At 68.5% G+C, this 23,594-nt stretch carries 21 protein-coding genes and 2 CRISPR repeat arrays; of the genes, 8 read left to right on the top strand and 13 right to left on the bottom strand.

From position 1 onward, the window contains the following. Nucleotides 1–5: 5 nt before the first annotated feature. From cas6e to cas3, 6 genes are all read right to left on the bottom strand, one after another. Nucleotides 6–668 (bottom strand): type I-E CRISPR-associated protein Cas6/Cse3/CasE, encoded by a 663-nt coding sequence (gene cas6e, locus OG842_RS44730; RefSeq protein ID WP_266738235.1) that lies wholly within the window; start codon nucleotides 666–668, stop codon nucleotides 6–8. Further along, the gene (gene cas5e, locus OG842_RS44725; protein ID WP_266738237.1) at nucleotides 665–1,528 is read right to left on the bottom strand and encodes a type I-E CRISPR-associated protein Cas5/CasD; all 864 of its coding nucleotides are present in this window, start codon (nucleotides 1,526–1,528) and stop codon (nucleotides 665–667) included. Before cas5e ends, cas6e begins: the two co-directional genes overlap by 4 nt. Further along, nucleotides 1,525–2,709 (bottom strand): type I-E CRISPR-associated protein Cas7/Cse4/CasC, encoded by a 1,185-nt coding sequence (gene cas7e, locus OG842_RS44720; protein ID WP_266738238.1) that lies wholly within the window; start codon nucleotides 2,707–2,709, stop codon nucleotides 1,525–1,527. The genes cas5e and cas7e overlap by 4 nt, the downstream gene beginning before the upstream one ends. Nucleotides 2,710–2,780: 71 nt before the next feature. Further along, nucleotides 2,781–3,527, bottom strand: coding sequence for a type I-E CRISPR-associated protein Cse2/CasB (locus tag OG842_RS44715; protein ID WP_266738240.1), 747 nt, complete (start codon nucleotides 3,525–3,527; stop codon nucleotides 2,781–2,783). Continuing rightward, nucleotides 3,524–5,134, bottom strand: coding sequence for a type I-E CRISPR-associated protein Cse1/CasA (gene casA, locus OG842_RS44710; protein WP_266738242.1), 1,611 nt, complete (start codon nucleotides 5,132–5,134; stop codon nucleotides 3,524–3,526). The genes OG842_RS44715 and casA overlap by 4 nt, the downstream gene beginning before the upstream one ends. A 196-nt stretch (nucleotides 5,135–5,330) precedes the next feature. Beyond that, entirely contained in the window at nucleotides 5,331–8,198 is a 2,868-nt protein-coding gene (cas3, locus tag OG842_RS44705) for a CRISPR-associated helicase Cas3' (protein WP_266738243.1), read from the bottom strand. Nucleotides 8,199–8,369: 171 nt separating this feature from the next. Beyond that, a CRISPR array of direct repeats spans nucleotides 8,370–10,471; the repeat unit is 29 nt; unit sequence GTGCTCTCCGCGCGAGCGGAGGTGAGCCG. A gap of 194 nt (nucleotides 10,472–10,665) precedes the next feature. Then, a CRISPR array of direct repeats spans nucleotides 10,666–11,061; the repeat unit is 29 nt; unit sequence GTGCTCTCCGCGCGAGCGGAGGTGAGCCG. 10 nt (nucleotides 11,062–11,071) lie between these two features. Between cas3 and OG842_RS44700 the strand changes: the two genes are divergently transcribed. Beyond that, entirely contained in the window at nucleotides 11,072–11,245 is a 174-nt protein-coding gene (locus OG842_RS44700; protein WP_266738244.1) for an ATP-binding protein, read from the top strand. A 550-nt stretch (nucleotides 11,246–11,795) separates the two neighbouring features. Here OG842_RS44700 and OG842_RS44695 read toward each other — a convergent pair. The 7 genes from OG842_RS44695 to OG842_RS44670 form a co-directional block, all read right to left on the bottom strand. Continuing rightward, nucleotides 11,796–12,347, bottom strand: a complete 552-nt coding sequence (locus OG842_RS44695; RefSeq protein ID WP_266738245.1) for an RICIN domain-containing protein — start codon at nucleotides 12,345–12,347, stop codon at nucleotides 11,796–11,798. A 211-nt stretch (nucleotides 12,348–12,558) separates the two neighbouring features. Next, nucleotides 12,559–13,407: a helix-turn-helix domain-containing protein gene (locus OG842_RS44690; protein WP_266738246.1), complete on the bottom strand. Its 849-nt coding sequence runs from the start codon at nucleotides 13,405–13,407 to the stop codon at nucleotides 12,559–12,561. Between the two features lie 22 nt (nucleotides 13,408–13,429). After that, nucleotides 13,430–13,960, bottom strand: coding sequence for a DUF6879 family protein (locus tag OG842_RS44685; RefSeq protein ID WP_266738247.1), 531 nt, complete (start codon nucleotides 13,958–13,960; stop codon nucleotides 13,430–13,432). Further along, a complete protein-coding gene (locus OG842_RS44680; RefSeq protein ID WP_266738248.1) occupies nucleotides 13,929–14,192 on the bottom strand; it encodes a hypothetical protein in 264 nt (87 codons plus the stop codon). The genes OG842_RS44685 and OG842_RS44680 overlap by 32 nt, the downstream gene beginning before the upstream one ends. Nucleotides 14,193–15,167: 975 nt before the next feature. Continuing rightward, on the bottom strand, nucleotides 15,168–15,491 hold the full coding sequence (locus OG842_RS45620) for a helix-turn-helix transcriptional regulator (RefSeq protein ID WP_353962622.1): 324 nt from the start codon (nucleotides 15,489–15,491) through the stop codon (nucleotides 15,168–15,170). A gap of 114 nt (nucleotides 15,492–15,605) precedes the next feature. Then, nucleotides 15,606–17,777, bottom strand: a complete 2,172-nt coding sequence (locus tag OG842_RS44675; protein WP_266738482.1) for a hypothetical protein — start codon at nucleotides 17,775–17,777, stop codon at nucleotides 15,606–15,608. Between the two features lie 637 nt (nucleotides 17,778–18,414). Further along, entirely contained in the window at nucleotides 18,415–19,167 is a 753-nt protein-coding gene (locus tag OG842_RS44670) for a GntR family transcriptional regulator (RefSeq protein ID WP_266738250.1), read from the bottom strand. A 598-nt stretch (nucleotides 19,168–19,765) separates the two neighbouring features. Here OG842_RS44670 and OG842_RS44665 point away from each other — a divergent pair. The 7 genes from OG842_RS44665 (at nucleotide 19,766) to OG842_RS44635 (ending at nucleotide 23,574) form a co-directional block, all read left to right on the top strand. Further along, nucleotides 19,766–20,323 (top strand): hypothetical protein, encoded by a 558-nt coding sequence (locus tag OG842_RS44665; RefSeq protein ID WP_266738252.1) that lies wholly within the window; start codon nucleotides 19,766–19,768, stop codon nucleotides 20,321–20,323. Between the two features lie 86 nt (nucleotides 20,324–20,409). Then, on the top strand, nucleotides 20,410–20,832 hold the full coding sequence (locus tag OG842_RS44660; protein WP_266738254.1) for a WhiB family transcriptional regulator: 423 nt from the start codon (nucleotides 20,410–20,412) through the stop codon (nucleotides 20,830–20,832). Between the two features lie 181 nt (nucleotides 20,833–21,013). Continuing rightward, on the top strand, nucleotides 21,014–21,430 hold the full coding sequence (locus OG842_RS44655; protein ID WP_266738256.1) for a hypothetical protein: 417 nt from the start codon (nucleotides 21,014–21,016) through the stop codon (nucleotides 21,428–21,430). Between the two features lie 337 nt (nucleotides 21,431–21,767). Next, nucleotides 21,768–21,938, top strand: coding sequence for a hypothetical protein (locus tag OG842_RS44650; RefSeq protein WP_266738258.1), 171 nt, complete (start codon nucleotides 21,768–21,770; stop codon nucleotides 21,936–21,938). Between the two features lie 137 nt (nucleotides 21,939–22,075). Beyond that, complete coding sequence (locus tag OG842_RS44645) at nucleotides 22,076–22,456, top strand: hypothetical protein (RefSeq protein ID WP_266738260.1); 381 nt, start codon at nucleotides 22,076–22,078, stop codon at nucleotides 22,454–22,456. Between the two features lie 116 nt (nucleotides 22,457–22,572). Then, nucleotides 22,573–22,797, top strand: a complete 225-nt coding sequence (locus OG842_RS44640) for a hypothetical protein (protein ID WP_266738262.1) — start codon at nucleotides 22,573–22,575, stop codon at nucleotides 22,795–22,797. 33 nt (nucleotides 22,798–22,830) lie between these two features. Further along, nucleotides 22,831–23,574: a hypothetical protein gene (locus OG842_RS44635; RefSeq protein ID WP_266738264.1), complete on the top strand. Its 744-nt coding sequence runs from the start codon at nucleotides 22,831–22,833 to the stop codon at nucleotides 23,572–23,574. Nucleotides 23,575–23,594: the final 20 nt, after the last annotated feature.

Raw genomic sequence — 23,594 nt, 5'->3', positions numbered from 1 at the left:
TGGGCTCACTGGGGCTGCCTCGCAGGGGCGATGCTGAGCAGGCCGCAGCCGTAAGCCTTTCCTCGGCCAATCCCGTTGAGGATTTTTGTCCTGAGCAGGTCGGTGTCGATGATGGCTGCGGTGCCGTCGAACTGGGTGCGGGCGTGGCGGATGCGTTGGGGCGGGGCGCCGTCGGGGTGGCGTTCTCCTCGTGCGGCGTCCAGGGGGTGGGAGTGGTGGGTGAGGGGTTTGAGGCCGCTGAGGTCGGCTTGGCGGAGCCACCAATCGTCGGCTGCCGTGCCGGTGAGGGGGACGACGGGTGGGAGGTTGTAGAGGGCGCGGGTGGTGGCGCCGGGTTTGCGGACGGGGCTGGCGACGCAGCGGTAGCGGATGGTGAGGCCGGGGCGGATGGCGTCGATGAGCGCGTCGAGTGGGCGGGTGAGGGTGGTTCCGTAGCCGTCGGGCAGGCGGCTGGTGTCGGGTTCGTGGGTGGACTGGATGAGCAGGTTCGGCCCGGTGGGGGTGTCTTCGGTGCGGAAGAGGACTCCGAAGCGGGCGCGGGGGTCGGGGCCGGCATCGGGTGGGAAGAGGCTCATGATGCGGCGGTGCATGCCGATGGCGCCGCTGAGGTCGCGGCGGGCGTCGCGGGAGCGGGTGTCGGGGACGATCCGGGTGAGCCAGAGGGTCATCGTGGGCTCCCTTCGGTGGTGTTCAGCCGGGTCTCTAGGTAGTGGCCCAGCGCGGTGAGCTGCTCTCTCCCGAGTCCGGCGAACTGGGAGGGCAGGAGGAGCAGGGTGCGGCGGTACAGCGGCCGGGCGCGGTAGGCGCGTTGGCGGGGGTGGTAGCTGAGCGGCTGGTCGTTGAGTTCGCCGGAGGGGTGGGAACCGTCCTCGTTCGTGTCGCAGATCGTGTGGGCTGGGGCGGGGAGGTGGTTCAGTGGGCGGTCGGCCAGGAATTCCACCGGCCTGCCTCCCGGACCGGAGCCGACGGCCGGGCGGGCGGCGAGGGGCAGGTGGACGAGGTGGTGCAGTGCGTCGTCGCTCTGTCCGAGCAGGATGGGGCCTTCGGGCGGGCAGGAGCGTCGCCCGAGGTGCAGGGGCCAGTGGGGGCTGCGCAGAGCGTTGGCGCAGCGGTTGAGGAGTGCGCGGTCCTCGCCGGTGGGGTGGGGTGTGGTGAGGGCGAGGGTGAAGGCGGCGTCGGCGAGGTAGTAGCGGTGGGTGAGAAGGGTGCCGGTGTCGCCGGTGCGTTTCTTGCCTTCGGCTGTGGTCACGGTGGCTTTGGCGGGGAGACCGCCGCCGACGGTGTGCAGGTCGCGCAGCATCACGCCGGGCCGGTCGGTGCGCACGGTCATGTGCAGTGCTGCGAGGTCGTTGATGGGCTGGTCCCGGCGTCGTCCGAGGGCTGAGGCGAGGAGGCCGATGATGCCGGAGCGGGTGGGGAAGGTGGCGGTGTCGCGTTCGTTGAAGTGGCTGTGCAGGCCCCAGGACTGGAGGGGACCGGCCAGGCGGAGGAGGAGCCCCGGTTCGGGGTCGGGGAGGGCGGCGCTCATGCTGCGTCACCGGCGGGGCGTGCGGTCAGAGCGCTGGCGAGAGTGGCATCGATGAGCGTGTCAAAGCTGGCGTGGTGGGTGCCGAGCCCGTCGGGGCCCTTGGTGTCGATTCCGGCCCAGCCGGAGGTGAGGATGCCGCTGGTGCCCAGGAGGCGGTTGGCGGCCTCGGCGTATTCGAAGAGGGCGGTGCGGGAGGTGGCGGCGAAGCCTCCCTGCCCGGATGCGGTGATGGGGCTTTCGAAGGCTGCGGCGTAGGAGAGGGGCCGGTCGGCGCGTACGGAGATGTGGACGAGGTCGGGGATGGTGTGGGGGGCTGTGGAGTTCTTCTTCGCCTGGGGCAGGGACAGGATGAACGCGCTGAGGAAGGCGGCAGCGAGTTCGCGGAGCTCGGTGGGGTTCTCGCCGATGTTGGCGGCGAGGTCGCGGAGGTCGATGGTGGCGTACCGGTAGAAGGTACCGGCGCTGAATTCGCTGTGGCCCATGTGGCCGCTGCCGGACTGGTCGCCCCAGGCGGCGGTGATGTCGTCGACGGCTGAGAAGTAGTCGAGTTCGACGTCGGTCTCGTGGGTGGTGAGGGCGTGGGCGACCTGGACGGCGCCGTCGACACCGGCGTTGTCGACCTCGGCGAGCATGCGGCCGAAGAGATTGATGACGCCGTTGCGGGAGCGGAGGACCGCCTCGACCCGGTCGACGGGCAGGATGCTCTTGTCCGACGGCTTCTTGATGTCCTTCGCCGCTTGCAATGCCTCGCGGTGTTCCTCGGCCAGGTCGGCGAGTTCGGTAACGGCGCTCTGGGGGACGTAGACCATGGCGTTGGTGAGGACCTTGTTGGGGACGCTCTGCTTGGGGTCTGCCGGGTTCTTCGCAAGTTCGAACTTGATGCTGCTGGCCGCGGCCGTGTGCGCCCCCGCCTTCCCGGCGAGATCCAGCGGCCATTCCCGATCCTCGGCGAGAAGACGGGTGACGCGCTCGCCGATACGGCGGGTACGCAGAGCAGCCTGGCCGATGCGTTCCTCGAACATGCCGCGGACGGCCCGCTTCCAGGACTGGCTGCTGACCCGGGTACGCAGCACATTGCCGTACTGGACCGTTTTGACGGAGTTCGTATCGTCCCGGTTCAAATTGGCGAACGGGACGCTCTGGATGATGTGGATGTCGAGGAAACGGGCGGCCATGGTCATGCTGCTTACCCCTTCGTGCGGATTGTGCTCAATGGATGGGATACGTGGTCACGTAGTCGGCGGGGGAGCGGTCAGGGGGAGGCGGGAGCCGAAGCCTGATCCGCTGCAAGTTCCCTCTCCTCGGCGTCGTCGGCCTGCTGCGCAGCGGCCTTGTCCCGCAGCCGGTAGAAGTCCTGGAGCCACGTGCGCGAGATCCGCCCGGAGCGAAGGCGCCAGTCACTGATGTCGTCGAGCAACTGTGCCCAGTCGACCTCCACGCCCAGCGAGCGCAGGTATCCGACAGAGGCCGGAAGGTGCCGATGCAAGCCATTAACGCTCTGGCGGGTGAGGAGGTTGAGGCGGCTCTCGGCGGTGCCTGCCCGCATTTCCTTCTCCCTGGCGGGCCCCTCGGTGACGGCGGTGGCGAATGCCGTGCCGAGACTGGGACGTCGCCGCCGTGCGCCGCGGGAGGACTTCTGCCCGTCGGACTGCAGGGAACCTGCGGCCGAGAGTTCCGGTGCCGCCAGCGCGCTGCGGGGCTGGGCCGCGATCATCGCGGCGACCGCGTAGTACGCCCGCTCCATGTCCGCGGAGCACCGCTCGGGAAGCCAGGGCGCAACCAGTCGGTGCATGCGCTGCACCGCGTCGAGATCCTTCCGCAGCCCGCTGCGCAGCGCGCTGCGGGCGCCAGCGTCTTCGCGGCAGACCCGCTCGACCCAGTTGGTGTACGCGCGTGAGCGGCCGGCCTGCGGCATGCTGGTCTGCTGCGGGATCTTCCCGGTCGCCGTATCCGGTGGGCTGGTGATGTCGCTGGCGGCCGGTGGGGGAGTGGTCGTCATCCAGTGGGCTCCTTGGTCTTTGCACGGGGGCCGGGCGTGGTCTGCCGGCTCTTCGGGGTTCCGCCGTAGAGCTCGATGCGGGCCTGCGAGACGGCTTTCGCGCCGCGCAGGGTGCGCGTGACGGGGTCGGTCACCGCGTCGTACGCCTCCTCGGCCAGGCGCAGAAACGCCCGACGGGTGGCTGCCGGGTCGAAACCGCCGTCGGCGACGTCGCCAGTGCGGTCCAGAAGACGAAAACGTGCCCAGAACTCGGCCTCGGCGCGAGGCCAGTACCGGGCGCCGGCCTCCGCAGCCCAGGCCGCGCCATCCGCTTTGGCATCTCTGACGTAGGCGGCCCAGGCGCGTTTGACCGCCCGGTCCAGGCGGCGTCCGTACAGTTCGCCGAACTGCCGCAGGCGGCCCACCGCCGGGACAGTACGGGCGTCGTTGCGCTCAGCAAATCCGAGGACGGCCGGCGTGCCGGCGTCGATGAACTGCGTGTCCTTGGCCTGCCCTTCCTGATCGAACCCGAGCGCCCGCACCCGCAGGTCCTCGGACACCTCGACCGCACTGCGGAACACCCGCGGCTGTCGCGGGTGGGCGCTGCCCGCGGGGGGATGCTGGAGCAGCAGGGCGTCCAAGTCACGCCACAGCGCCCGGCCTGCGTCGGCAGGGCGCGGATAGAGGTTGCCCTGCTGGCTGACCTGCCAGATCAGGTAGTCGTCCTCCCGCGGCATCCGTTCACCCCGGTACGCCCAGGTGATGAACGCGTCCCGCACATGGGTGCTGTCCTCGTCCGGAACCAGAAGCAGCGCGTGTTGAGAGCGGCAGGTGTGCCGGGAACGCGGCCCGTGGGACACCCTCGGAGGACAGTCAGGGTCGGGCAGTTCATCCTGCTCCCACGGACACAGATCCTCACCCTCGCGCACGTTGTCCTCCGGCGGCACCAGTCCGGCGAGCAATGTCTCGAAGAGAGACGTGCCTTCGGGGTGGTAGGACAAAGCGGTCCGCAGCGGGCCGGCGGTGGCGCTCGCGCTCTTCACCCCGTTCACTTCCCGGGAGGAACAGCGACCGGACGGCCCGTAGTAGTGCCACACAAGGAGACTGAGGAAGGCCTCAGACGCAGTGGGCGGCTCGGCTGCGGTGTCCGAGTCGTGCCGGAACCACGAGTGGTTGTTGCCCGAAGGCCGGGTAACGATGAGCTTGTTGACACCAGCGGTCTTCGCTGCGTCGCACTGGTCCGCCAGCCGGGGATCCTGCATCCACGGGCGACCGCCAGGGGCGAACAGGAAAAACCGGTCCTCGAACCTCCTGAAATACGCGTCGACCTCCCCGGGCGGAAGCTGGCCGGCATCGATAACGTCCAGTCGGCGTTCGTCCCAGTCGCCTTCAGAGCCCTGCTCGGTCAGGCCAGCCACCCAGGCAGTGAGTGCGTAAAGGATCCGAAGCAGCGCAGAGTGCGCGGGCGCGTCGGCGACGGCGAGACACTCGATGTCGTGGCTGCGCAGCAGGAGTTCGCGCAGCCCAACCCGGTCCGGGAACCCGCCTGCGACAGCGGGAACACTGCCTGGTTTCCAGCGCACGGGGACACACGGCTGGTCGATCAGGTTGTATGTGCCGGTTGGCATGGACGTGTCCTGTCGTCATTCAGAAGATGCTGGGCCTGGTCGGAAGCCGATGGCCCCCGTCGCGCGCTGCCAGTGTCGCCGCTCTGAGCACCGGGATGTATGGGGCAAAGTGGCGAGCGGCGACAACTCGACTACGGGAGGCCGAACTTGGAACGTAGCGGAAATATCTGGGCCAAGTGGAGAAAGCATGCATAATTCATTCGGCTTCGAGGCCGACCTCGGACATGGAGATCGTGTAGCGCCCGTGCCGGCACCTCCAGGTGCCGTCCCCCATGGGGCTCATGGTCAGCAGAACGAGGTCGCGGAGCGAGGGGTGCGTTCCCCACCTCTGAAGAACAGCACCGGCGGGCTCGCCGCCGCGCAGCCATCGCCCTGGCACCGGTGCCACCCGCCGCGCAACATCGGCCAGCTCCGCCGCTTTGAGCCCGTACCTGCCCCCGGCAGGAACGGGAGCCTTCCCCTCGGGGTCGAGCGTCACCACCCCGTCTGCCTGTTCGTACAGGCAGAGCACCCGCCCGGTGTCAGCACCGAGACGGGTCGTCAGCAACTCCTCGGTCACCCCCACTTCCCGCCGGGAGAGCTTGCTGAGATCGCCCTTCACATCCGCCGGCGCGCAGATACCGGTCCACGCCGCGAGATGACGCTCGGCCGCCTCCACCGCTGCTCGCTCCTCATCCAGCCGGGCCAGCTCCTCACGGGCTGCGCCCTCCAGCCGGTCGACGAAGTCCTCCTCGTACACCTCGTCCACCAACTGCTGCACACCAGCGGGAACCGCGATGCCCTCCCCGGCGCACTTCAACAGAATCTGGGAAGTGCGTCTGAGCAGTCCCGTGTCGTAGACCTTTCCCCATGAACGCGGGACGGAGCCGTCGGGCACGGGCAGCGGATCGAGTACGACCAGCTCTGGTTCGTCCTCCGCCGCCGCCCACCGCGGACGGCCGAGAGGGCCGCGTTCATGCCGCCGCCCGCGTCCGGCACGCTGCAACAGCTGCGCCAACGGGGCAAGGTCGCTCACCACCAAGTCGAAATCGAAGTCCAGGGACTGCTCCACGACCTGCGTCGCCACCAGCACCGACGCTGCACGTGCCGTAACCGCTTCCCCGGAGAGGGGTTTGCCGTACATACTTTCGCAGCGGGCCGTGATCGAGGCCCGCATATCTGCCGGAAATCGGGAGTGCAGCAACCGCAACCCATCCGGACGGGCCACGAGACCAGGGAATGCCGCCCGCACATCCCGGTACGTCTGCTGGGCCTCTGCCACAGTCGTGCAGCACACCAGGGCTGTTCCGCCTTCCGCGACGACGGGAGCCAGCACCTCCCGCAGCGCCGCACGCCGACCGTCCTCCCGGACCGGCGCACCAGCCGGCTCCGCGGCGTCCCACACCACCGGCCGCCGTGACACCTTCAGCGTCCGGGCACGGTTGCTCGCGGTACTCCGCGCAGCCGACACCTCCCCCGAGACCCCGCTCAAGAACAGCCAGCCCGGATACCGCGGAACCACACGGGACGGCTCGCGGAACCCGGCACCACGCCGATACGCGTCGACCAGTGAGCCGGCCGAACGGCCCGTCATTGTGGCCGACAGCAGCACGACCGGGGCACCCATAGCGCCCAGCCACTCCAGAAGCCGTACGAGGAGCTGATGCATCCACGGACCGTAGGCATGCGCCTCATCGACCACGAGCACCTTGTCCGACAACCCGAATAGCCGCAGCGCGTTGTACCGCAGAGGCAGCACAGCACTCAGGGCCTGGTCGATCGTGCCCACACTCAAGGGGGCGAGCAGCCCACGCTTCGGGCCCCGCAGCCACCCGTCTGCCTCGACGACCGTCCCCCTCCCGGCACTCATCAAGCCTTCGCCGACCGGGACTTCGAAAGCGGCTGCTTTACCCCCAGCGTCTGCGGAACTCAGCCACGCCATCGAATGCAGCAGCATCAACGCACGCTCACCGGACAGGGACCGAGAGGCGAACGCCTCTACCCGCGGCAGCATCGCGTCCGCCGTACCCATAGTCGGCAATGCGAAGTACAAACCCCGAGCCCCCGCTGCCCGCCCCAGCAACGAAGACGCGAACAACGCTGCCTCTGTCTTCCCGTCACCGGTGGGGGCCGTCACCAGCACCAGCCCAGCCCCGTGCTCACCGACCAACCCGGGAAGATGCTCCGCCAGATCCCGCTGCAGGCTGTTGGGGGCAAAGGGGAACATCGCATCGAACTCCTCGGCCGAGAACCGGGCCCGGCCCAGCCGCGCAGCCTGCACCAGCCCCGGCGCGGCCTTCACCGCTGCCTGCCAGTACACATCGACCTCCTCTGCCGTGCCCGACCAGCCAGGCTCAGGGATACGCGGCTCGATCGCGGATGTCTGGCTCGCCAGCCAGTCCGCCACCACGACCAAACCAGCCACCACCACGGCCAGTCCGGCGGGTAACCCACCCACAGGAACCGCGAACGCCCCCATGGCACGTCGAAGCTCCTCGAAGTGCGCTCGCCTTTGGCCGGCCCAGCCTTGTGCCCCCAGACCAGGGTTGTAGCTGCTGGCCTGCGCCGCCTCCTTCGCCTTCAACACCGCCCCGAAAAGGCCGTGATGCCCGCCTAACAACTGTGCGACCTGCTGACCTACAGACTTCCGGGGCAGGCGTCTGTCGCCGGGATAGCCTGCCGCCGCGAACAGCTCGGAAAGGGCCCAGTGAGATGCGATCTCATGGCGGAAGCTCTTCTCGGTCTCGGCACCCGGCGCACTGACGTAGGCGGGATCGCTACGAACCGGGCTGTAACAGGCGGGAACCTGGGCCTGGAACGGGGGCGTGATCTTGCCGATGTCATGCAATCCGGCCCAGAACGAGACCAGCGTGCGCGCCTCCACCGCGTTCAGACCGAGTGCATCCGCTATGGCAGCCTGGGTCTTGTCGCTCAGAACGACGTCCCAAAGCTCCTGGAACACCGCCCCGGTGTCCAGGAGATGACACATCACCGGATACGGCCGCGACAGCCCGTGCTCCTTCCCCCACATACGAGTATCCAGAAAGCAGTTCTCTGAGGAGACAGCCCCCTCGTGCTTCACCATGTGCTCAGAGATAGCACCCCGCACTGACAACAGCCCCAAATAGCCCGATGTGCTTGCGATATGAGGACCGGGCCTTACACTCGCTGCGCGACTACGGCGAATCGAGATACATGCACCACGAGACTTGGCAAAGAAGCTGCAAAGGGGCTGGGTAAGCGCAGGTCGCGAAGGGTGCTCTCCGCGCGAGCGGAGGTGAGCCGTGACCTCTCCCCAGTCTGGGGAGAGGTGTCGGGTGCTCTCCGCGCGAGCGGAGGTGAGCCGAAGTGAGGACCCAATGGCACTGAAGCCCGAATGTGCTCTCCGCGCGAGCGGAGGTGAGCCGCTGGACAACCACCGGCCGGACGACGCGATGCGGTGCTCTCCGCGCGAGCGGAGGTGAGCCGGTGACTTAGAAGGTAGGGGGACTTGTAGTCCGGTGCTCTCCGCGCGAGCGGAGGTGAGCCGTCTCTGCACAAGACGGCGGCCGGGTACGCCGCGTGCTCTCCGCGCGAGCGGAGGTGAGCCGCCGGTCTGCCAGCTGCGGCCGCAGGCTTTCCAGTGCTCTCCGCGCGAGCGGAGGTGAGCCGCGAACGCCGAGGGCGTGGCGTCTCAGGTATGGGTGCTCTCCGCGCGAGCGGAGGTGAGCCGGTGCTCAACCGGACCTCGACAATCGACGCGTGGTGCTCTCCGCGCGAGCGGAGGTGAGCCGGTTTCTGTCAGAGCCTTGCCGACTTCGGCGCGGTGCTCTCCGCGCGAGCGGAGGTGAGCCGTAAGGGGGACAGCGGTCCCCGTCCGGACTTCCGTGCTCTCCGCGCGAGCGGAGGTGAGCCGAAGCGGGGGAGCCGGTCATGAGGAACGACAGCGTGCTCTCCGCGCGAGCGGAGGTGAGCCGTCATGTGCGAGCAGATTGACCACCTGATCGCGTGCTCTCCGCGCGAGCGGAGGTGAGCCGGCGCCATCCGTGGCGGACGTTGAGCGTGCACGGTGCTCTCCGCGCGAGCGGAGGTGAGCCGGCGCCATCCGTGGCGGACGTTGAGCGTGCACGGTGCTCTCCGCGCGAGCGGAGGTGAGCCGGCGCGGCTGGTCTCGGCGCACCTCAAGGTGTCGTGCTCTCCGCGCGAGCGGAGGTGAGCCGGTTCGTACCCCCGGTCAAGGCCCCATGGGCTCGTGCTCTCCGCGCGAGCGGAGGTGAGCCGTCAATCTCCGTACCGTGCACGCCCTTGGCCTCGTGCTCTCCGCGCGAGCGGAGGTGAGCCGAGGCGACCAAAGCCCGCGAATCTCGCGGCGAAGTGCTCTCCGCGCGAGCGGAGGTGAGCCGATGGGGGCATCAGGATGAACGAGCAATACCCCGTGCTCTCCGCGCGAGCGGAGGTGAGCCGGCTCAGGCCGTCGCGGAGCGAGCGGAGGCTCAGTGCTCTCCGCGCGAGCGGAGGTGAGCCGGACGTGGGAGTCGGGGCCCCGGTGCCGATCGGGTGCTCTCCGCGCGAGCGGAGGTGAGCCGTTCACCTTCCCCGTCGGCGGCCGGCACCAGACGTGCTCTCCGCGCGAGCGGAGGTGAGCCGAATGACGGGAGGCCGCCATGGCACTGCCACCGGTGCTCTCCGCGCGAGCGGAGGTGAGCCGTCAATCCCGCCCGCGTCTCGGGCACCGGCCGCGTGCTCTCCGCGCGAGCGGAGGTGAGCCGGCCGCCCGCGAGGCCCTGGTCGACGCGATCGAGTGCTCTCCGCGCGAGCGGAGGTGAGCCGTCGTGAACGACGGACTCATAATCCGGCGGAGCGTGCTCTCCGCACGAGCGGAGGTGAGCCGGGTTTCTCCGTCGGCGGCTTTTGCGACGCTGAGTGCTCTCCGCGCGAGCGGAGGTGAGCCGCAGTTCATCCCGTCGAAGTCGCCCTTGATCACGTGCTCTCCGCGCGAGCGGAGGTGAGCCGTAGGTACTGTCCGTCGCCCCCGCGCACCCCGCGTGCTCTCCGCGCGAGCGGAGGTGAGCCGGTCGACCCGGAGTACGCCCGCGTCATCCACGGGTGCTCTCCGCGCGAGCGGAGGTGAGCCGGGGGAGACTGCCGGGATGAATGACACGCTGACGTGCTCTCCGCGCGAGCGGAGGTGAGCCGGCGGCGCGGACTCACCGGGCGTCGGCCCGGTCGTGCTCTCCGCGCGAGCGGAGGTGAGCCGGCGGCGCGGACTCACCGGGCGTCGGCCCGGTCGTGCTCTCCGCGCGAGCGGAGGTGAGCCGCCGTGATCTGCCGGTCCGGTCCGCGACCCACGGTGCTCTCCGCGCGAGCGGAGGTGAGCCGTTGCCGCCGGGCAGCAGGTCGGCGCCCCAGTTGTGCGAGCGGAGGTGAGCCGGCGCCCAGCCACGGGGCTCTGACCTGCAACTTGTGCTCTCCGCGCGAGCGGAGGTGAGCCGCCAGCGTGAGACCGACTCCCGCCCACGGCGAAGTGCTCTCCGCGCGAGCGGGCCTCCGCACCCCGCTCCGGGTCGTCGCCGAGTGCTCTCCGCGCGAGCGGAGGTGAGCCGCCCACCGCATCCACCAGAGCCGGGTGACATCCGTGCTCTCCGCGCGAGCGGAGGTGAGCCGTTGCGGCGCTTCCCCTTGGCCACACTCCAGTTGTGCTCTCCGCGCGAGCGGAGGTGAGCCGGCCCCGAACGTGAAGTCCGGGGCCATGCCGTAGTGCTCTCCGCGCGAGCGGAGGTGAGCCGTGGGACCGGGCCCGCGTGATGACCGCGCAGCAGTGCTCTCCGCGCGAGCGGAGGTGAGCCGGCTGAGCGCAAGGCCGAGCAGGACCGTCGCGAGTGCTCTCCGCGCGAGCGGAGGTGAGCCGATCCTCTTTGAGTCCGGGTACGGTGAGCTGACGTGCTCTCCGCGCGAGCGGAGGTACGCGCGTCCGTAATCGTGACCAGCAACAAGCCCTTCGGACGCTGGGGAGAGGTCTTCGGCGACGACACCGTCGCCGCCGCCATGATCGACCGTCTCGTCCACCACGCCGATGTGCTCTCCTTGAAAGGAGACTCCTACCGGCTGAAAGACCGCGACATCGGCCGCACCCCGAACGCGGCAACCGGCTGAACAACTGCACACGGGGTCAAAAATCACCGACCCCAAAGGGGTCCAGGTTCGAAGACCGCCGACAACGTCCTCTCCGCGCGAGCGGAGGTGAGCCGGACCCTGGGAACTCGCAGCGGAACATGCTGGTGTCCTCTCCGCGCGAGCGGAGGTGAGCCGTCCGGGCAGACGTGCCCGGACGGGTACAGCCTCCAGGCGCCACCAGGTGATCCGAATGCCCTGGTGTGCCGCCGGACTACGCCGAGCAGCCCGGATCCCTTGCCGAACAGCCCCAGCGCGGCCGGACTCCCGCCGGATCGCCGCCGCTCATGACGACGCCCCTGCTCCGGCCGCAGCCGGGCAGGGGCGGTTTCGTGCGTCCGGGGTCAGCCGTCGTCCAGACCTCGGCCAACGCACCCCGTTGGAGTTTCCCGGCCATGACTCCTGACTACGTGCAAGCCTCCACGGATACGGCAACGAAAGAAGAAGCGGTGGCCTTCGTAGTGCAGCAGAGGAGGCCCAGGTCAGGCTCGTGACGCCCTCCCGGCGTACGACGGGGCTTTACGGCCACGGCCTAGTACCAGATTTGATCGCCGTACCACCCGCAGTCGTACTGGACGGCGGGTGCGGTGCTGGCCGTGCTGCCGTCCTTGATCGCAAGGCACTTTCGGCTGTTGTAGTTCTCAAGGCCCCAGCCTTCGATCGCCTTGCCGTTCTCGATCATGCCCTTGCCATTGAGGGCCCAATACTGGTCGACGTATGCCGCGGGCCATCCGCAGGGGTACTGGGTGACGGGAGCGAAGTTGTCCTTCCGGGCGGCATCCACCGACAGGCACATTCCGCTGTTCTGGTTCTGGATCGTGTACCAATCGCGGCTGCCGTTGTCGGTCGTGAAGGCAAGCTGGAGGACCCAGAAGTGATCGTCCCACTCCCCGCAGGTGAACTGGTTCAGCTGCGCGGCGGGTTCCATGCTGCCGCCTGGTACGGCGAGACAGAGGTCCGACCGGCCGTTCGTGATGTGTGCGTAACCGCCTACGCCGGAACTTCCGGGAATGTCCAGTGCGTTCGCCGAAGACGATCCGAACGTGAACACCACGGCAAAGGCTGCAGCTAAGACCAGGTACACGTGCCTCACTCTGCGCATCAAAACCTCCGGTGATGGGCGTCAGCCTGCGAGATTGCCGACGTGTCTGGTCTGCGCGCCGGTTACTGACTCGCTGGTCATCATGGGGCGCAGGGGAGACGCAGAGTTGGCAGCGAGCGCACAAGACATGTGCATTCAGCGTGGAGAATTTCTCCGGGCAGATTCGTTGCGGATTCTCTGGGCGTTGAACGGCTCAGCCCAGCGCGTCAATCGCCTTCGTGATCAAAGCCCTCGCCTCAGCTCCGTAGACCGCCGTGCGCCGCAGCTCCTCGAATGCCCGAACGTACAACCCGATCTCCGTGGGCTGTGTAATGCGCACCTGCGCCGACACCAATTCAACCGACACCAGTGAGTCGTCATACACATGGAACGTTTCTCGCGGCCACTGCCCCCGCGGACTGCTGGCCGGAATGACGCCGAGTGACACCGCGGGCAGGGCGCCGGCGCTCAGCAGGTAGCCGAGCTGCGCCGCCATCGCCTCGATGTCGCCGATCCGGTAGTACAGCACTGCTTCTTCGATGAGGAAGACGAACCGGTGGCTGCGTTCGTGGATGATCTGCGAGCGGTTCACTCGGGCCCTCGCCGCTTCCGCGCTGTCGTCCACGGGCAGCTCACGGAACCGGGCTGACATGCCGAGAACTCCCGCCGCGTACCCCTCAGTCTGGAGGAAGCCGGGGACGAGCGAGGAGGAGTAGACGCGGAACAGCTCGGTCTCGTTGAAGAATGCAACGGCGCTGTCCTGAAGGGACTTCAGCCCGTTGCGGACCCGGCTGCGCCACTCGGTGTACATCGACTCAGCGTGGAGTGACTGCGCGATCAGGTCCTCGGCCTGGTCCTCCGCGTCGACGGTACGGCACCACAGCCGAATGTCCGTGGCGGTCGGAGCGGTGCGGCCGTTCTCGATCCGGGACGTCTTGGCGTGGTGCCACCCGCACCCGCTCGCAAGCTCAACTACGGTGAGTCCCGCCCCCTTCCGCAGATGGCGCAGACGCTGCGCCACGACCTCGCGTGCGGATTGCGCGGAAGAGGAGGGGATCGTCATGTGGCCTATCCGGTGCTTCGGTTCAGCGGATCGTGTACTGGTTGTGCGGCACAGCACGCTCCCACACGGTCTCGAAGGCGTCCGCGCAGAGCTTCACCGCCGCTGGGTCCTCGGTGATTTCAGGCCCTTGAGATGACCCATCCCCAGCAAAGTGGTTCCACTGAACCAGTTGGCCATCGAACAGCCAGAAGTCGTTTCCTGGTAGCGCAATGTCTGACGCCCGGCGCCGGGGCAGCCACCGCACATTCTCCCCTGCTGCCACGTTGGTGAAAGTGCCCGAGTGCTCGTACTGGATGTACTCGCTGACTGGCTCGGACACGATCCGGGCCCGCCGCATGGTGACGCCGCGTCCTACAGTCTCGGCGACGAGGTCGAGCCAGGGCCGCCACCATGACGCACGATCTGCCGGATCGTATCGGTGGCCGGCGCGCCAGTCGGCGAAGGGGCCGGTCTCGTAGTCGACTGCGTAGGCGTCGCGCATCTCCAGGTGCACTGCGGACTGGGTGCAGTCCGCGAGGAGGTCACGGAAGCTGAGCGGCACGTTCGACGGCATCGCACGCCTCCCTGATCACGTGCACCATCCTGGCGGGGATACGGATCACAGCCTCACTGTCCGGGATGCCTACGGCATGGCCAGGTAGTTCGAGCGCAGCACATTCGGCTTCGAGTTCCGGGCCCGGCTTCCACCCCTGGAAGATGAGTTCCTTCTTTTCCTGGTCGACCCACACTGTGGGGCTTTCGTGGTCCCCAGTGTTTTGGTCGATCCCGATGAACAGTAACGACATGCTGGTCTCCGTCCACGTGGTGTGCAGTTGTGTGCATCACCGTCAGCCAGTTGCCCGTTACCGTCAAGAGCGCGCGACCAGGAATCCCCCTTGCAGAGATGTTCTGCGCACACATCTGCACATTGCTGGTGTGCGCGCACAGACGAGCTCTACGGTCGACGGCATTCCTCACCGACTGCGACAGGGCTGCCCATGGCGATGACAACCAAGGTGAACGAGGTCGCTCTACCAGACCCAGCGGACCTGTCCGGCGCCCAACAGCGCGGCGCGCACTGCCTCTGGTGCTCCGTCGCGCTGGCCAGCGGCACGGCGCACGACCTCAGCCCCCGCCTGGTGGACGCCCACGGCACGCCGGCCAGATGGTTCCCCCGCTGCTGCCCCACATGCTGGAAGGCCCACCAATGATCACCCTGACGAAACCCGCCCGGCCACACGGCGAAAGGGCTTACCGCACGCTACTCGGGCACACCTTGACCTGCGCTGCCTGCCGAGCAGGGTCCGCCTGTGCCACGGTGGTACGGCTCGGCCGCGCGTGGCGGGAGGCACGCCGATGAGGGACGAGTCGTCGGACATCATCCCGTGCTACTGCTGGGACGTGCACCAGCAGACGAGTGCCCGGTGCACGCGGGAGCCTGGGCATACGGGCGACCACTACGACCCGTACCACCGGCCGTCGTGGGATCGCCCCGGCACGCAGTGGCCCGCCAAGCCAAAGCCGAGCACCCGACCCTGATCTCCCGCTCGCGGCTGCTGCTCGCGCCGATCAGTCGCGGGCGGGCCCTACTCCCGCTCGACCCCGAAGCCGTCGGCGGCCGGGGTCGGGCGGGGGCCATCCGTTCCACATCACACGAGGACTACATGACCACCAGGAATGCCGTCCGATGCCTGGCAACCAGCCGCATCATGTTCTGCTACTGCGGTGGCGCAATCCACTTGGCCCAAAAGGTCGAAGTTTGATTGATGCGGCCAGAAGTACTAGTCAAGCCTGGCTTGCTCCTGGAGGAGGTCGGCGAGCCGGGTATCCAGGGCGCGGGCGATCCGTAGGAGGTCGGCCTGCCGGAGGTTGGTGGTGGCATGCTCGATGCGCTGTACCGTGTCACGACTGACCCCGGCACGGTCCGCAAGTTTCTCCTGGGTGAGGAGACCTGGTAGAGGGTTCCGGCGTCCTCTCCGCGCGAGCGGAGGTGAGCCGTCGTACTTGAGTGAGGGCGCGGCCCGACGGCCGGGAGTTCCCAGACTAACTCGGTAACCAGCGCGCCGATCGCGGCACTGAGGCTCATCGACTCGCGCCCGTTGCACCGCAGGATACGGACGACCCAGGACTTCTGCTTCGGCTTCTGGCCGCTGCCCTTCTTCCGCGCGACGCGCATCGCCGACCGCAGTACGACCCAACGCCGGTCACCTCGCCGCCGCTCATGCATGGCTCCAGGTGGTGTGCCCGAGAACCAGGTGGTGGGTACCCGCCAGGCGCTGCGCTTCATCGACCAGCTGGTGGCTGAACAGTCGTCTGGCCGACGTCTCGCCATGCTGATCAATGTGATCGAACACCACCTGGTGGTCCCTCATCGCCCACACCCGCCAGTCGCGGACCTGCTCGCGGGTCAGCTCCTCCAGGACGAGCTCCTGCTCCTGGTCGACGTCGTCGACGACCGGGTCAGGCACGGCGACCGGACGCGGCGCAGGCAGCATGATCCGGGCCATCGGTGCGGACGGGACATCCGCAGGCGGCTGCGCGGCCGCCGCTTCAGCACGGGCCTGAACTGCGCCGGCCTGGCGAGCGCGGTGCTGCTCCCACTCGTGCGCTTTCGTCCACGCCCTGGCCGTCACGGCCTGGTGCAGTTGCTGCTCGGTTGCTGCTCGGCGCTCGGTCTCCGAGGCCCCGGGCATGGCGGTGTCGACGGCGGCCGCGACCGTGCGGCGCTGGGCACCGCGGTCGGCCTGCCGGTCTTCGCAGCGCGGGCAGTCCTGGCCGGAGCTGAGCAGCACGCGGTCGTCGCACCGTACGTCGCCGCACTCCTGACGCTGTGGCAGGCCTAGGCCGATCAGCCAGCCCACCGGGTCCTTGATCGGCCCGGCCAGTCGCATCTGGTCAGTCAGGCGCCGGGCGAGCCGGTCTGCGAGGACCTGCGGCGCATCCGTGCGACCGGCAAACCCGACCGCCCGGGCTAGCTCTCTGCGGGTCGCGGCTTCCACCAGGCGGCGGGCGGCTGGGCGTTCCAGCCGCGCCCAGACCAGGTCGACTGGCGCCAGGATGGCCCGCAGATCCTCCGGCGGCAGAGGCACCCTCCCTGGCTGCTGCCTGCCCTGCCCCGCACTGTTCACGACCTGCACCGAAGCTCTGGCCACCGGCCCGTGTCCGCACTTCGCGCCGTCGACGACCGAGTACTCCTTCGGCTGTTCCCCACGCAGTGGGCCGTCCTCGCGCGCACGCGCGTGGTCCGGGAGATCACCGGACCCACGACGGCCTTCGCCGGAAAAGCCACCAGATAGCGTAAGAGACCCACGGGCAGTAACCACAGGAGCGTGGAGAGCGTGGTGCTGTGCAGTTGCGGCGAGGTCTGCCGATCCGGCCCTCTCGGCCTGTCCGGGGCTCTCCGCCCCAGTAATCACAAGGGACTTGTCCGTCTTGCTGGGCTCGAGATCTCCGGATGCAGTATCGGCGAGGTCTGAGAACACGGCCTGTGCCGCCCGGGGGGCCTCCCGAACGGCCAGACCGTGGGCCTTGGCCACCGGCACCAGGCGCACACGCGAGCGCGCGTTCAGGCCCGAGCTGGTCTCCTGTCGCACCACGTCCGCGACGCCGTGCTCTTGGAGGCGCTTGAGCACCTTTGCACCGGCGGCAGCCGTGCAACCCAGTAGCCGCCCGACTGTTGCCGCCGGACGCCCGCGGTCGGTGTCCACCGACCCGGGGCACATCCGCAGCCACCCTGCCGGACCCGTCGTCAGCACCATCAACAGCAGCCCGAGCCGATCGGTGGCCGCACCCCGCCCCGTACGCCCGGCGAGCAGCCCGGCCGGGACAGGCGCCTTGCCCTTCGGCGCCCACCCCGGACCGAACAACACCTCGATCAAACGGAGCAGCACCGCCAGCTCCGAGCGGGACAGTGCCAGCGCGTGCCGCCGGTCGCCGGCCTTCTGCGCCCGGTACATCGGGATCACCGAGCACTTCAGGCCTGTCACGTGCCCGATGGCGTTCGTCGCGACGTTCGACTCGAGGAACCCCGCCCCCCGCAGCTGCGGTAGCACTGTGTGCGCGACCGTCGACTCAGACACCCCCAGCCACCGACCGAGCTCCGCAGCCCAGATTGACGCCTGGTAGTCGTCACGGACCCTCGCCTTCGCTGCTAATACCACCGAGGCCAGCCGCGCGCCGTCCGACGCACCGGCCAGCGCCGTGGACGACACCAGCGCCCGCACTGCGGCGAGCAGCCGGGTCCGCATCGTCTTCGACAGCTGGAGCGGGTTGCCCAGCTCTAGCGGAACGACCGGACCGGCCTGCGCCGGGACCGACCGCAGCCGACGGCGCGATGACCCGCCGACGAACTTCGTCTGGGGACGCGCGAGCGTGGCGGCCGACGTCACCATGGCGCTCACCGGGCTACCTGAATCAGGGCGGGCACATGGGCAAGAAGAGGAGAAGTTGAGGTCATGGCGGCACGGTGGCCGATGCGAGGGTTAGCCCCGCAAGCCCTTCTCCCGCTGCTGCACGCACGACGGGAGAAGGCCTTGCCTCGCGCCTCGCCGGACGGGCAAGGCACAGCGTCAACGGTTTGGTTGGCGAGGGTCAGGGTGGGTGTCATACCTGTTCCAAGGCCGGATTCGGAGTCCGGCGTGACACCCAGGCTGGCAAAAGTTGCCGAGACTACGGCTGAAAGCTCACGGTGGTAGTAGGGGCGATGCATTTGTGGTGGTTCTCCCCTGTTTAGGGGAGCCGCGACCAGCGGCGTGACCTTACAGGTGACCCAGGTGGTGGCGTCGCGCGACGCGCATCGCATAATCTGGGTACAGGTGACTGACGCGGACCCACTGGTCCACGGGCATCACCCCGGCGAGGTCACCTCACCGGCACGACTCGGGTTCCTGGAAGTTCCTGCGAGTCGGACTGAAGAAGCCGCTTCGTCCTTGCCGGGACGGGGCGGCTTCGTCTTTTCTATGGCGGACGATCAAACGTCATTTCGATCGAGCTCCTGTGGGGCAGCCTTGGTGCGGGCAGGGGTTGCGATCAGGCAGGAAAGTCGTATTCGAGGACGTAAGCCGCAGAATCGAGTGTCATCTCGTTGACCTCTACAGCGCGCCCCTCAGCTGTGTACGCGGTACGGCAGATTTTGATCACAGGCGTGTCGACCGCCAGGTGGAGGCGCTTCGCATCCTCAGCGGACGGTGTGCGAACACGCAGCTCTTCACGAAAGTGGTTCGGCTCAGCGCCCAACTCCGCCAGCCTGGCGTAGATGCCCCCTGGCCCTGTGTCGTTCTCGGTGATACGTGAGCCAGCTACAAGGTCATTTGGGAGGTATGACGTCGAGAGTAGGACAGGCCTGCCGTCGACGATATGCCGACGAAAGCGGGCGAAGACCTCCGCGTCAGCATCGAGGTTGAGGACCCTGCCGATCGGCTCAGGTGGCGTGATGGCGCCGAGAAGCTCGGTTTCTGCGGTCAGTGAACGCTCGTCGTCTGCCGAAAAGATGGACACTCCAGATTTCCACTGCTCACGGGCCAAACGGCTGATGCTACGGCGGCGGATCGGGCGGAACGAGCGCACGAAAAATCCCGCACCCCTGCGGGATTCGACGAGTCCTTCGGCCTTGAGGGCGTTCAGGGCCTGACGTGCAGTCATGACTGCAACATCATGTTCTGCCGCCAATGGATTCTCGCCGGGGAGTCGGTCACCCGGCTGGTACTCGCCCGCGTCGATCGCCGCACGCAACGTGTCAGCAATCTGTCGGTACTTCGGCTGCTTGCTGGATCCGCCAGTCATCCCCTCTCCCTGCCTCGCTAGCGATCGTACTTCTGGTCGGCGTCACTGATCATATCGACACGAGCATACCTCGCTATCGAAGTGTTGACATCGCTAGCGAGGTACTGCTTTTCTGGTGACGTCGCTAGCGAAGTTTCTGCTGTCGGCACTACCGCAAGACTTTGTCGCCGCAACGCTTACATGCGTGGTCCCGGGGTTGATAGCTCCACCAAATCCCCTGGAACGGGCGACAACTGTTATCTCGCGGCCCTGATGCGCTGTCTGGGCAACAGGGCATGTGCCTGTTGCCCAGAGAGAGCAGCCTCGCCGCCTTGCTTCCATAACTCAAGGAGCCTTAATGCCCGCTGCCAGCGCAAAGCGTCCGTCCCGAACCCGCACCGCCCGCACGAACCACCGCCCAGCCCTGGCACTCAGCACCTTGCCTGTACAGGAGATCAACCTGCTGCCGGACGAGACTTCTCTGGTCTGCAGAGACTGCGACTCCTGGTGTCCTATCACCGGCCTGCAGACACCCAAGGTCGCGCCGCATCACCGGCCCCGCAGTACACGCCGATGTGGAGGGAGCAACCAGCTCCTGAACATCGACATCACGGCTGACATGTGGCGCGAGCAGCTCCAGGTCGCGGAAGCGACCGCGTCCTATCTCCGTCCCGCCCGCCAGCACTTCAAGCCACTCCCGGCACCGGGCACCCCGGTGTACAGGATCGCGGCCACCCGCGAACGGCAGGTAGACCCCATCGGGATCCGATTGCTCCCGCTGCTGGCGCGGGCCCGCCGCACCGTCATCGCGCATCGCGCCACATGCACGACGTGTCGGGCCGACGGCCGGTGCGCTGCAGGCCGCGAACTGGAGATCGCGCTCCGCGAGACCGAGGCCACCGCCGTACTCTCCCGCGAGCAGCAGGCCCACCGTGACCGGATCGCGAATGAGCAGCGCCGTGTTGAGCGGCGGGGCGAGGCCCGAGCGCGACAGCGGTCGCTGCGGCAGGCTCTTCCAAGCGTGGGCCAGGCGACCCGCGACCGTCACAACGTCCCACTCCCCAAAGTCCGGCCGACGACCCTCGTCGATGAGCACGAGCTCATCCGCCGCGCCGCCGCCTGGCCCGCTCCGACGCACGGCGGCCCCGGCCTGCCTCTCAAGCCCCTCCACATCTGACAACTCACGCGTGATGAGCCCCCAGGCACCCCGGCCTGGGGGCTCATCACGCTGCCCGCACACCAGCCCACCACGGAAGGACTGTCATGACGCTCAACAGGATTTCGCCCGAGGTCGCCCGCCGGACGCGTCGCCCCGTGCTCCAGGCCGCCATCGACGCCGGCGCCCGCTGCAGTGGCCGGAACGTCTTGTTCAACCGCAACGACGTGCCGCCCGCGATCTGGGCGGCGCAGCAGGCCAGTGCCCGACAGGTTTGTGGGCGGTGCCCGGTTCGGGCGGCCTGCGAGGAGCTCGCGCTGCGCGACGGGGCCGGTGATCGGGCGAGCGACGATCTGGTCCGCGGCGGCCGTACCGGGCAGGAGCTGGCGGTCGATCGGGAGATCCGCCAGCCCAGCCGTCTCGCCGCCGCGACTGCTGCCGACTGGCAGCACCTCCTGGAGCTCAACGCCGCGGCCCGCGAGCGGATCTCACTCGCCTACGTCATGGAGTCCGGTCCGGTCGCGGCCTAACCCTGCGCCTGTTCTGCACGTCGTTCCCAGCCCGCCGCATCACGGGCTGGTGTCGGCGTGGGGCTACAGGACAACCCCACTGTGCGCAGCCCCGGAACGGGGCGACCCCCGACACGGCGCTCCACACGCCATACGTGCCGGGGGCCAGCACGGATCCTCCGAGCAAGGAGACCTGATCCGCATGAGCATTATGACCTTCACGCCCACCCATGTCGGTAGCACGGGCACCGCCCCCGCACTCCGCGCCGGAGAGGCTGACGAGGTCGGCCGTGAGATCGGCCGCGAGGACGACGGCAGCGGGCACAACGGCAGCGGCTACGAGCGAGACGAGACCGACACTTCGTTCCACCGGCTCGTCCGCCAGCTGATGGCCGGCGGCGACCACCGCGCCCGGTCCGCCGGCCGCCACGCACGCCGCTCGCTCGCCGAGATGGCGCCCGGGTACGTGCGCCAGCCCGTGCTCGTCCTGCACCGGCCGTCGATGAACGACGTCTGCCCGTTGTGCACCCGGTGGAAGTGCGACCCCAGCAATTGCCCGCCCGGCTTCGCGCCCGCCCCGACGGCCGCGGTCTCTGCCCGGACGGCGGTGGCCCGATGAGCAGCTGCGGACACCCGCCGCGCCTGGTGACGGTCAATCACGTAGGTGCCGACGGCAAGCCGTACCAGACCGTGGTGCACGAGCCCTGCCAGTGCGGGGGCGGCGGCAAGTAACTCCCGGTGCATCACATACGAGCCGCCCGGACCGCTCAGCACCGCGCGGTCCGGGCGGCTCGTATGTGGCCTGGCCCACCCGATCACCCTCGCCCTGCTCGCGGCCGCTGTCACGGCGGCCGCCACGGCATGGGACGCCGGCCACCCCGTTACTGACATCCATCCCGCACCACAACCCCGCCGGCAGGCTCCACCCCACATGCGTAACTCCCAGGCCATTCACCGTGGCTGACGACCTGCACATTCGCTACCAGCACGCACGCGAAACCTGGCGCGCCGACTACGAGACCTGCGAGCCCTGCCGATCCGAGCAGCACTGCTCCACTGGGGCCCCGCTGTACCAGCGGTTCGCCGACCTTCAGGACGCCTACCTCCGTGGTCTGCGCTCGCGCTGACCCGTGACACGGGACGGGCGGCGAATTCGCTGTCCGTCCCGTGCTTCTTTCCCTGGCCGGCTGCCCGCCCGACGGGCAACCAGCCTTTTGCGAAGCCCCGCTCCGGGCACAGGCCCGAGCCGATCCGAAGGAGACAAATGAACGCCAGCTCTTCCGTATCCAGGGTGGCCGCGCCGGTTACGTACCGGTGCGACGACTACGTCCTCTACCGCGACCCCGAGAAGTTCTGGCTCGGCAAGGCGGGCCACACGGTGGTCTGCCGGGTCGACGGGGTCGTCCCCTTCGCCAGCGGCGAGATCCGCTACACCCTGGCCCGCCTGGACAGCACCGGCGGCCTGATCAAGCTGGCCCGCTCCCCGTACATGCGGCTGCTGCCGCCGGCCGACGCGATGCGGGACATCGACACCGCCCCGCTCGGCACCGACACGGGCGCGGCCGACATGGCCCCGGCAGCCGTCGCCTGGCTCACCGCGCAGACCGCGACCGCGTCCCGGCGCCCGGAACTTCCCCGCGGCTGACGGCCTGCCTTGCCTGATCCGCCCGCCCCGGACCGCCGAAATCGCGGCGGCAGGGGTGGGCGGTGAGGGGAGCCCGGGCAGCCCGGACGACTACGACCAGGAAGGGCACCGACCTGATGCTCAAGAACTTTCGTACCAGCCTGCGCCACGCCCGCCTGATGCGCGCCGCTGACTCCCTGATCTTCGGACAGGACACCGAGGCGCTCGCTGCCGGCGACCTGATCGCCCTCGCCTTCGGCCGATACCAGTTCCGTATCGACGAAGGCGAAGCCGTCGACTACCTCAACGCCGGACTCGTCCGCCGCGGACACACCCGGCGCCTGACCACTCCGAACACCTGACCACCGGCCTCACTCTCCGAAAGGAAACTGATCATGCTCGGTTCCACCTTCCAGATCTCCTCCGACGAGCTGAAGGAGATCTTCGCTCGTCTCCAGCCGTACCTCCCGAAGGAACTGACGAAGGTCGACACCTCCTCCCACTGGCTCCGGTTCGAGTTCGAGCGGTTCACGGGCCGGGAGCAGGAGCCGTGCGAGCCCGCCACCCACACCGACCCCAAGCTCCGCTACGTCAGTGAGTCGGAGGACGAGGCCGAGCACCAGCTCCGGGAGAAGGCCTGGACGGTCCTGTCCCAGGTCTACGAGCAGGCCCAGCAGAAGTGGCGGGACGCCGCCTACGTCGCGGACCTCAAGGACGTGGTCCGGGACGCCCCGGCTCTGTGGAAGACGTACCAGCACGAGGCCAAGGCCCTGGATGCGGCGTACGGCTACCTCCGCGCCCCGGAAGCCGCCCAGGAATGGGCGCCCGCGGTCTCCCGCCTGGTCGACGCGCAGGACCGCACCAAGGCCGCCGCGCACGCCTTCGACCAGCGGGCCGAGGAGATCGCCGAGGTCCACGACAAGCACCTGTACGCCGACCTGAGGCACAACGCCGCCCTGACGGCGGCCGGATACCCCGAGGCCAAGGACTGGGTCATCGCCTCCACCGACCGCTACCGCCAGAGCTACTACGGCACCTGCGAGAACTACGCCCCGCTGGAGGAGCAGGTCCGTCGCCTCATCGAGCAGCAGGACGCCCACGTCACCAAGGTCGGGCGTCTCTCCGGAACGGCCGCCTGATACCGGCCGCGATCACACAT

Source organism: Streptomyces sp. NBC_00376 (assembly GCF_036077095.1).
Lineage (GTDB): Bacteria > Actinomycetota > Actinomycetes > Streptomycetales > Streptomycetaceae > Streptomyces.
The sequence above is the reverse complement of the archived record's forward strand: the minus strand, read 5'-3'. Positions and strand labels throughout refer to the sequence as shown.

What these genes read in the sequence shown, in the direction of transcription:
- cas6e (WP_266738235.1), bottom strand. Translation starts at nt 668, where the DNA reads ATGACCCTCTGGCTCACCCGGATCGTCCCCGACACCCGCTCCCGCGAC.
- cas5e (WP_266738237.1), bottom strand. Translation starts at nt 1,528, where the DNA reads ATGAGCGCCGCCCTCCCCGACCCCGAACCGGGGCTCCTCCTCCGCCTG.
- cas7e (WP_266738238.1), bottom strand. Translation starts at nt 2,709, where the DNA reads ATGACCATGGCCGCCCGTTTCCTCGACATCCACATCATCCAGAGCGTC.
- OG842_RS44715 (WP_266738240.1), bottom strand. Translation starts at nt 3,527, where the DNA reads ATGACGACCACTCCCCCACCGGCCGCCAGCGACATCACCAGCCCACCG.
- casA (WP_266738242.1), bottom strand. Translation starts at nt 5,134, where the DNA reads ATGCCAACCGGCACATACAACCTGATCGACCAGCCGTGTGTCCCCGTG.
- cas3 (WP_266738243.1), bottom strand. Translation starts at nt 8,198, where the DNA reads ATGGTGAAGCACGAGGGGGCTGTCTCCTCAGAGAACTGCTTTCTGGAT.
- OG842_RS44690 (WP_266738246.1), bottom strand. Translation starts at nt 13,407, where the DNA reads ATGACGATCCCCTCCTCTTCCGCGCAATCCGCACGCGAGGTCGTGGCG.
- OG842_RS44685 (WP_266738247.1), bottom strand. Translation starts at nt 13,960, where the DNA reads ATGCCGTCGAACGTGCCGCTCAGCTTCCGTGACCTCCTCGCGGACTGC.
- OG842_RS44680 (WP_266738248.1), bottom strand. Translation starts at nt 14,192, where the DNA reads ATGTCGTTACTGTTCATCGGGATCGACCAAAACACTGGGGACCACGAA.
- OG842_RS44675 (WP_266738482.1), bottom strand. Translation starts at nt 17,777, where the DNA reads ATGGTGACGTCGGCCGCCACGCTCGCGCGTCCCCAGACGAAGTTCGTC.
- OG842_RS44670 (WP_266738250.1), bottom strand. Translation starts at nt 19,167, where the DNA reads ATGACTGGCGGATCCAGCAAGCAGCCGAAGTACCGACAGATTGCTGAC.
- OG842_RS44665 (WP_266738252.1), top strand. Translation starts at nt 19,766, where the DNA reads ATGTGGCGCGAGCAGCTCCAGGTCGCGGAAGCGACCGCGTCCTATCTC.
- OG842_RS44660 (WP_266738254.1), top strand. Translation starts at nt 20,410, where the DNA reads ATGACGCTCAACAGGATTTCGCCCGAGGTCGCCCGCCGGACGCGTCGC.
- OG842_RS44655 (WP_266738256.1), top strand. Translation starts at nt 21,014, where the DNA reads ATGAGCATTATGACCTTCACGCCCACCCATGTCGGTAGCACGGGCACC.
- OG842_RS44645 (WP_266738260.1), top strand. Translation starts at nt 22,076, where the DNA reads ATGAACGCCAGCTCTTCCGTATCCAGGGTGGCCGCGCCGGTTACGTAC.
- OG842_RS44640 (WP_266738262.1), top strand. Translation starts at nt 22,573, where the DNA reads ATGCTCAAGAACTTTCGTACCAGCCTGCGCCACGCCCGCCTGATGCGC.
- OG842_RS44635 (WP_266738264.1), top strand. Translation starts at nt 22,831, where the DNA reads ATGCTCGGTTCCACCTTCCAGATCTCCTCCGACGAGCTGAAGGAGATC.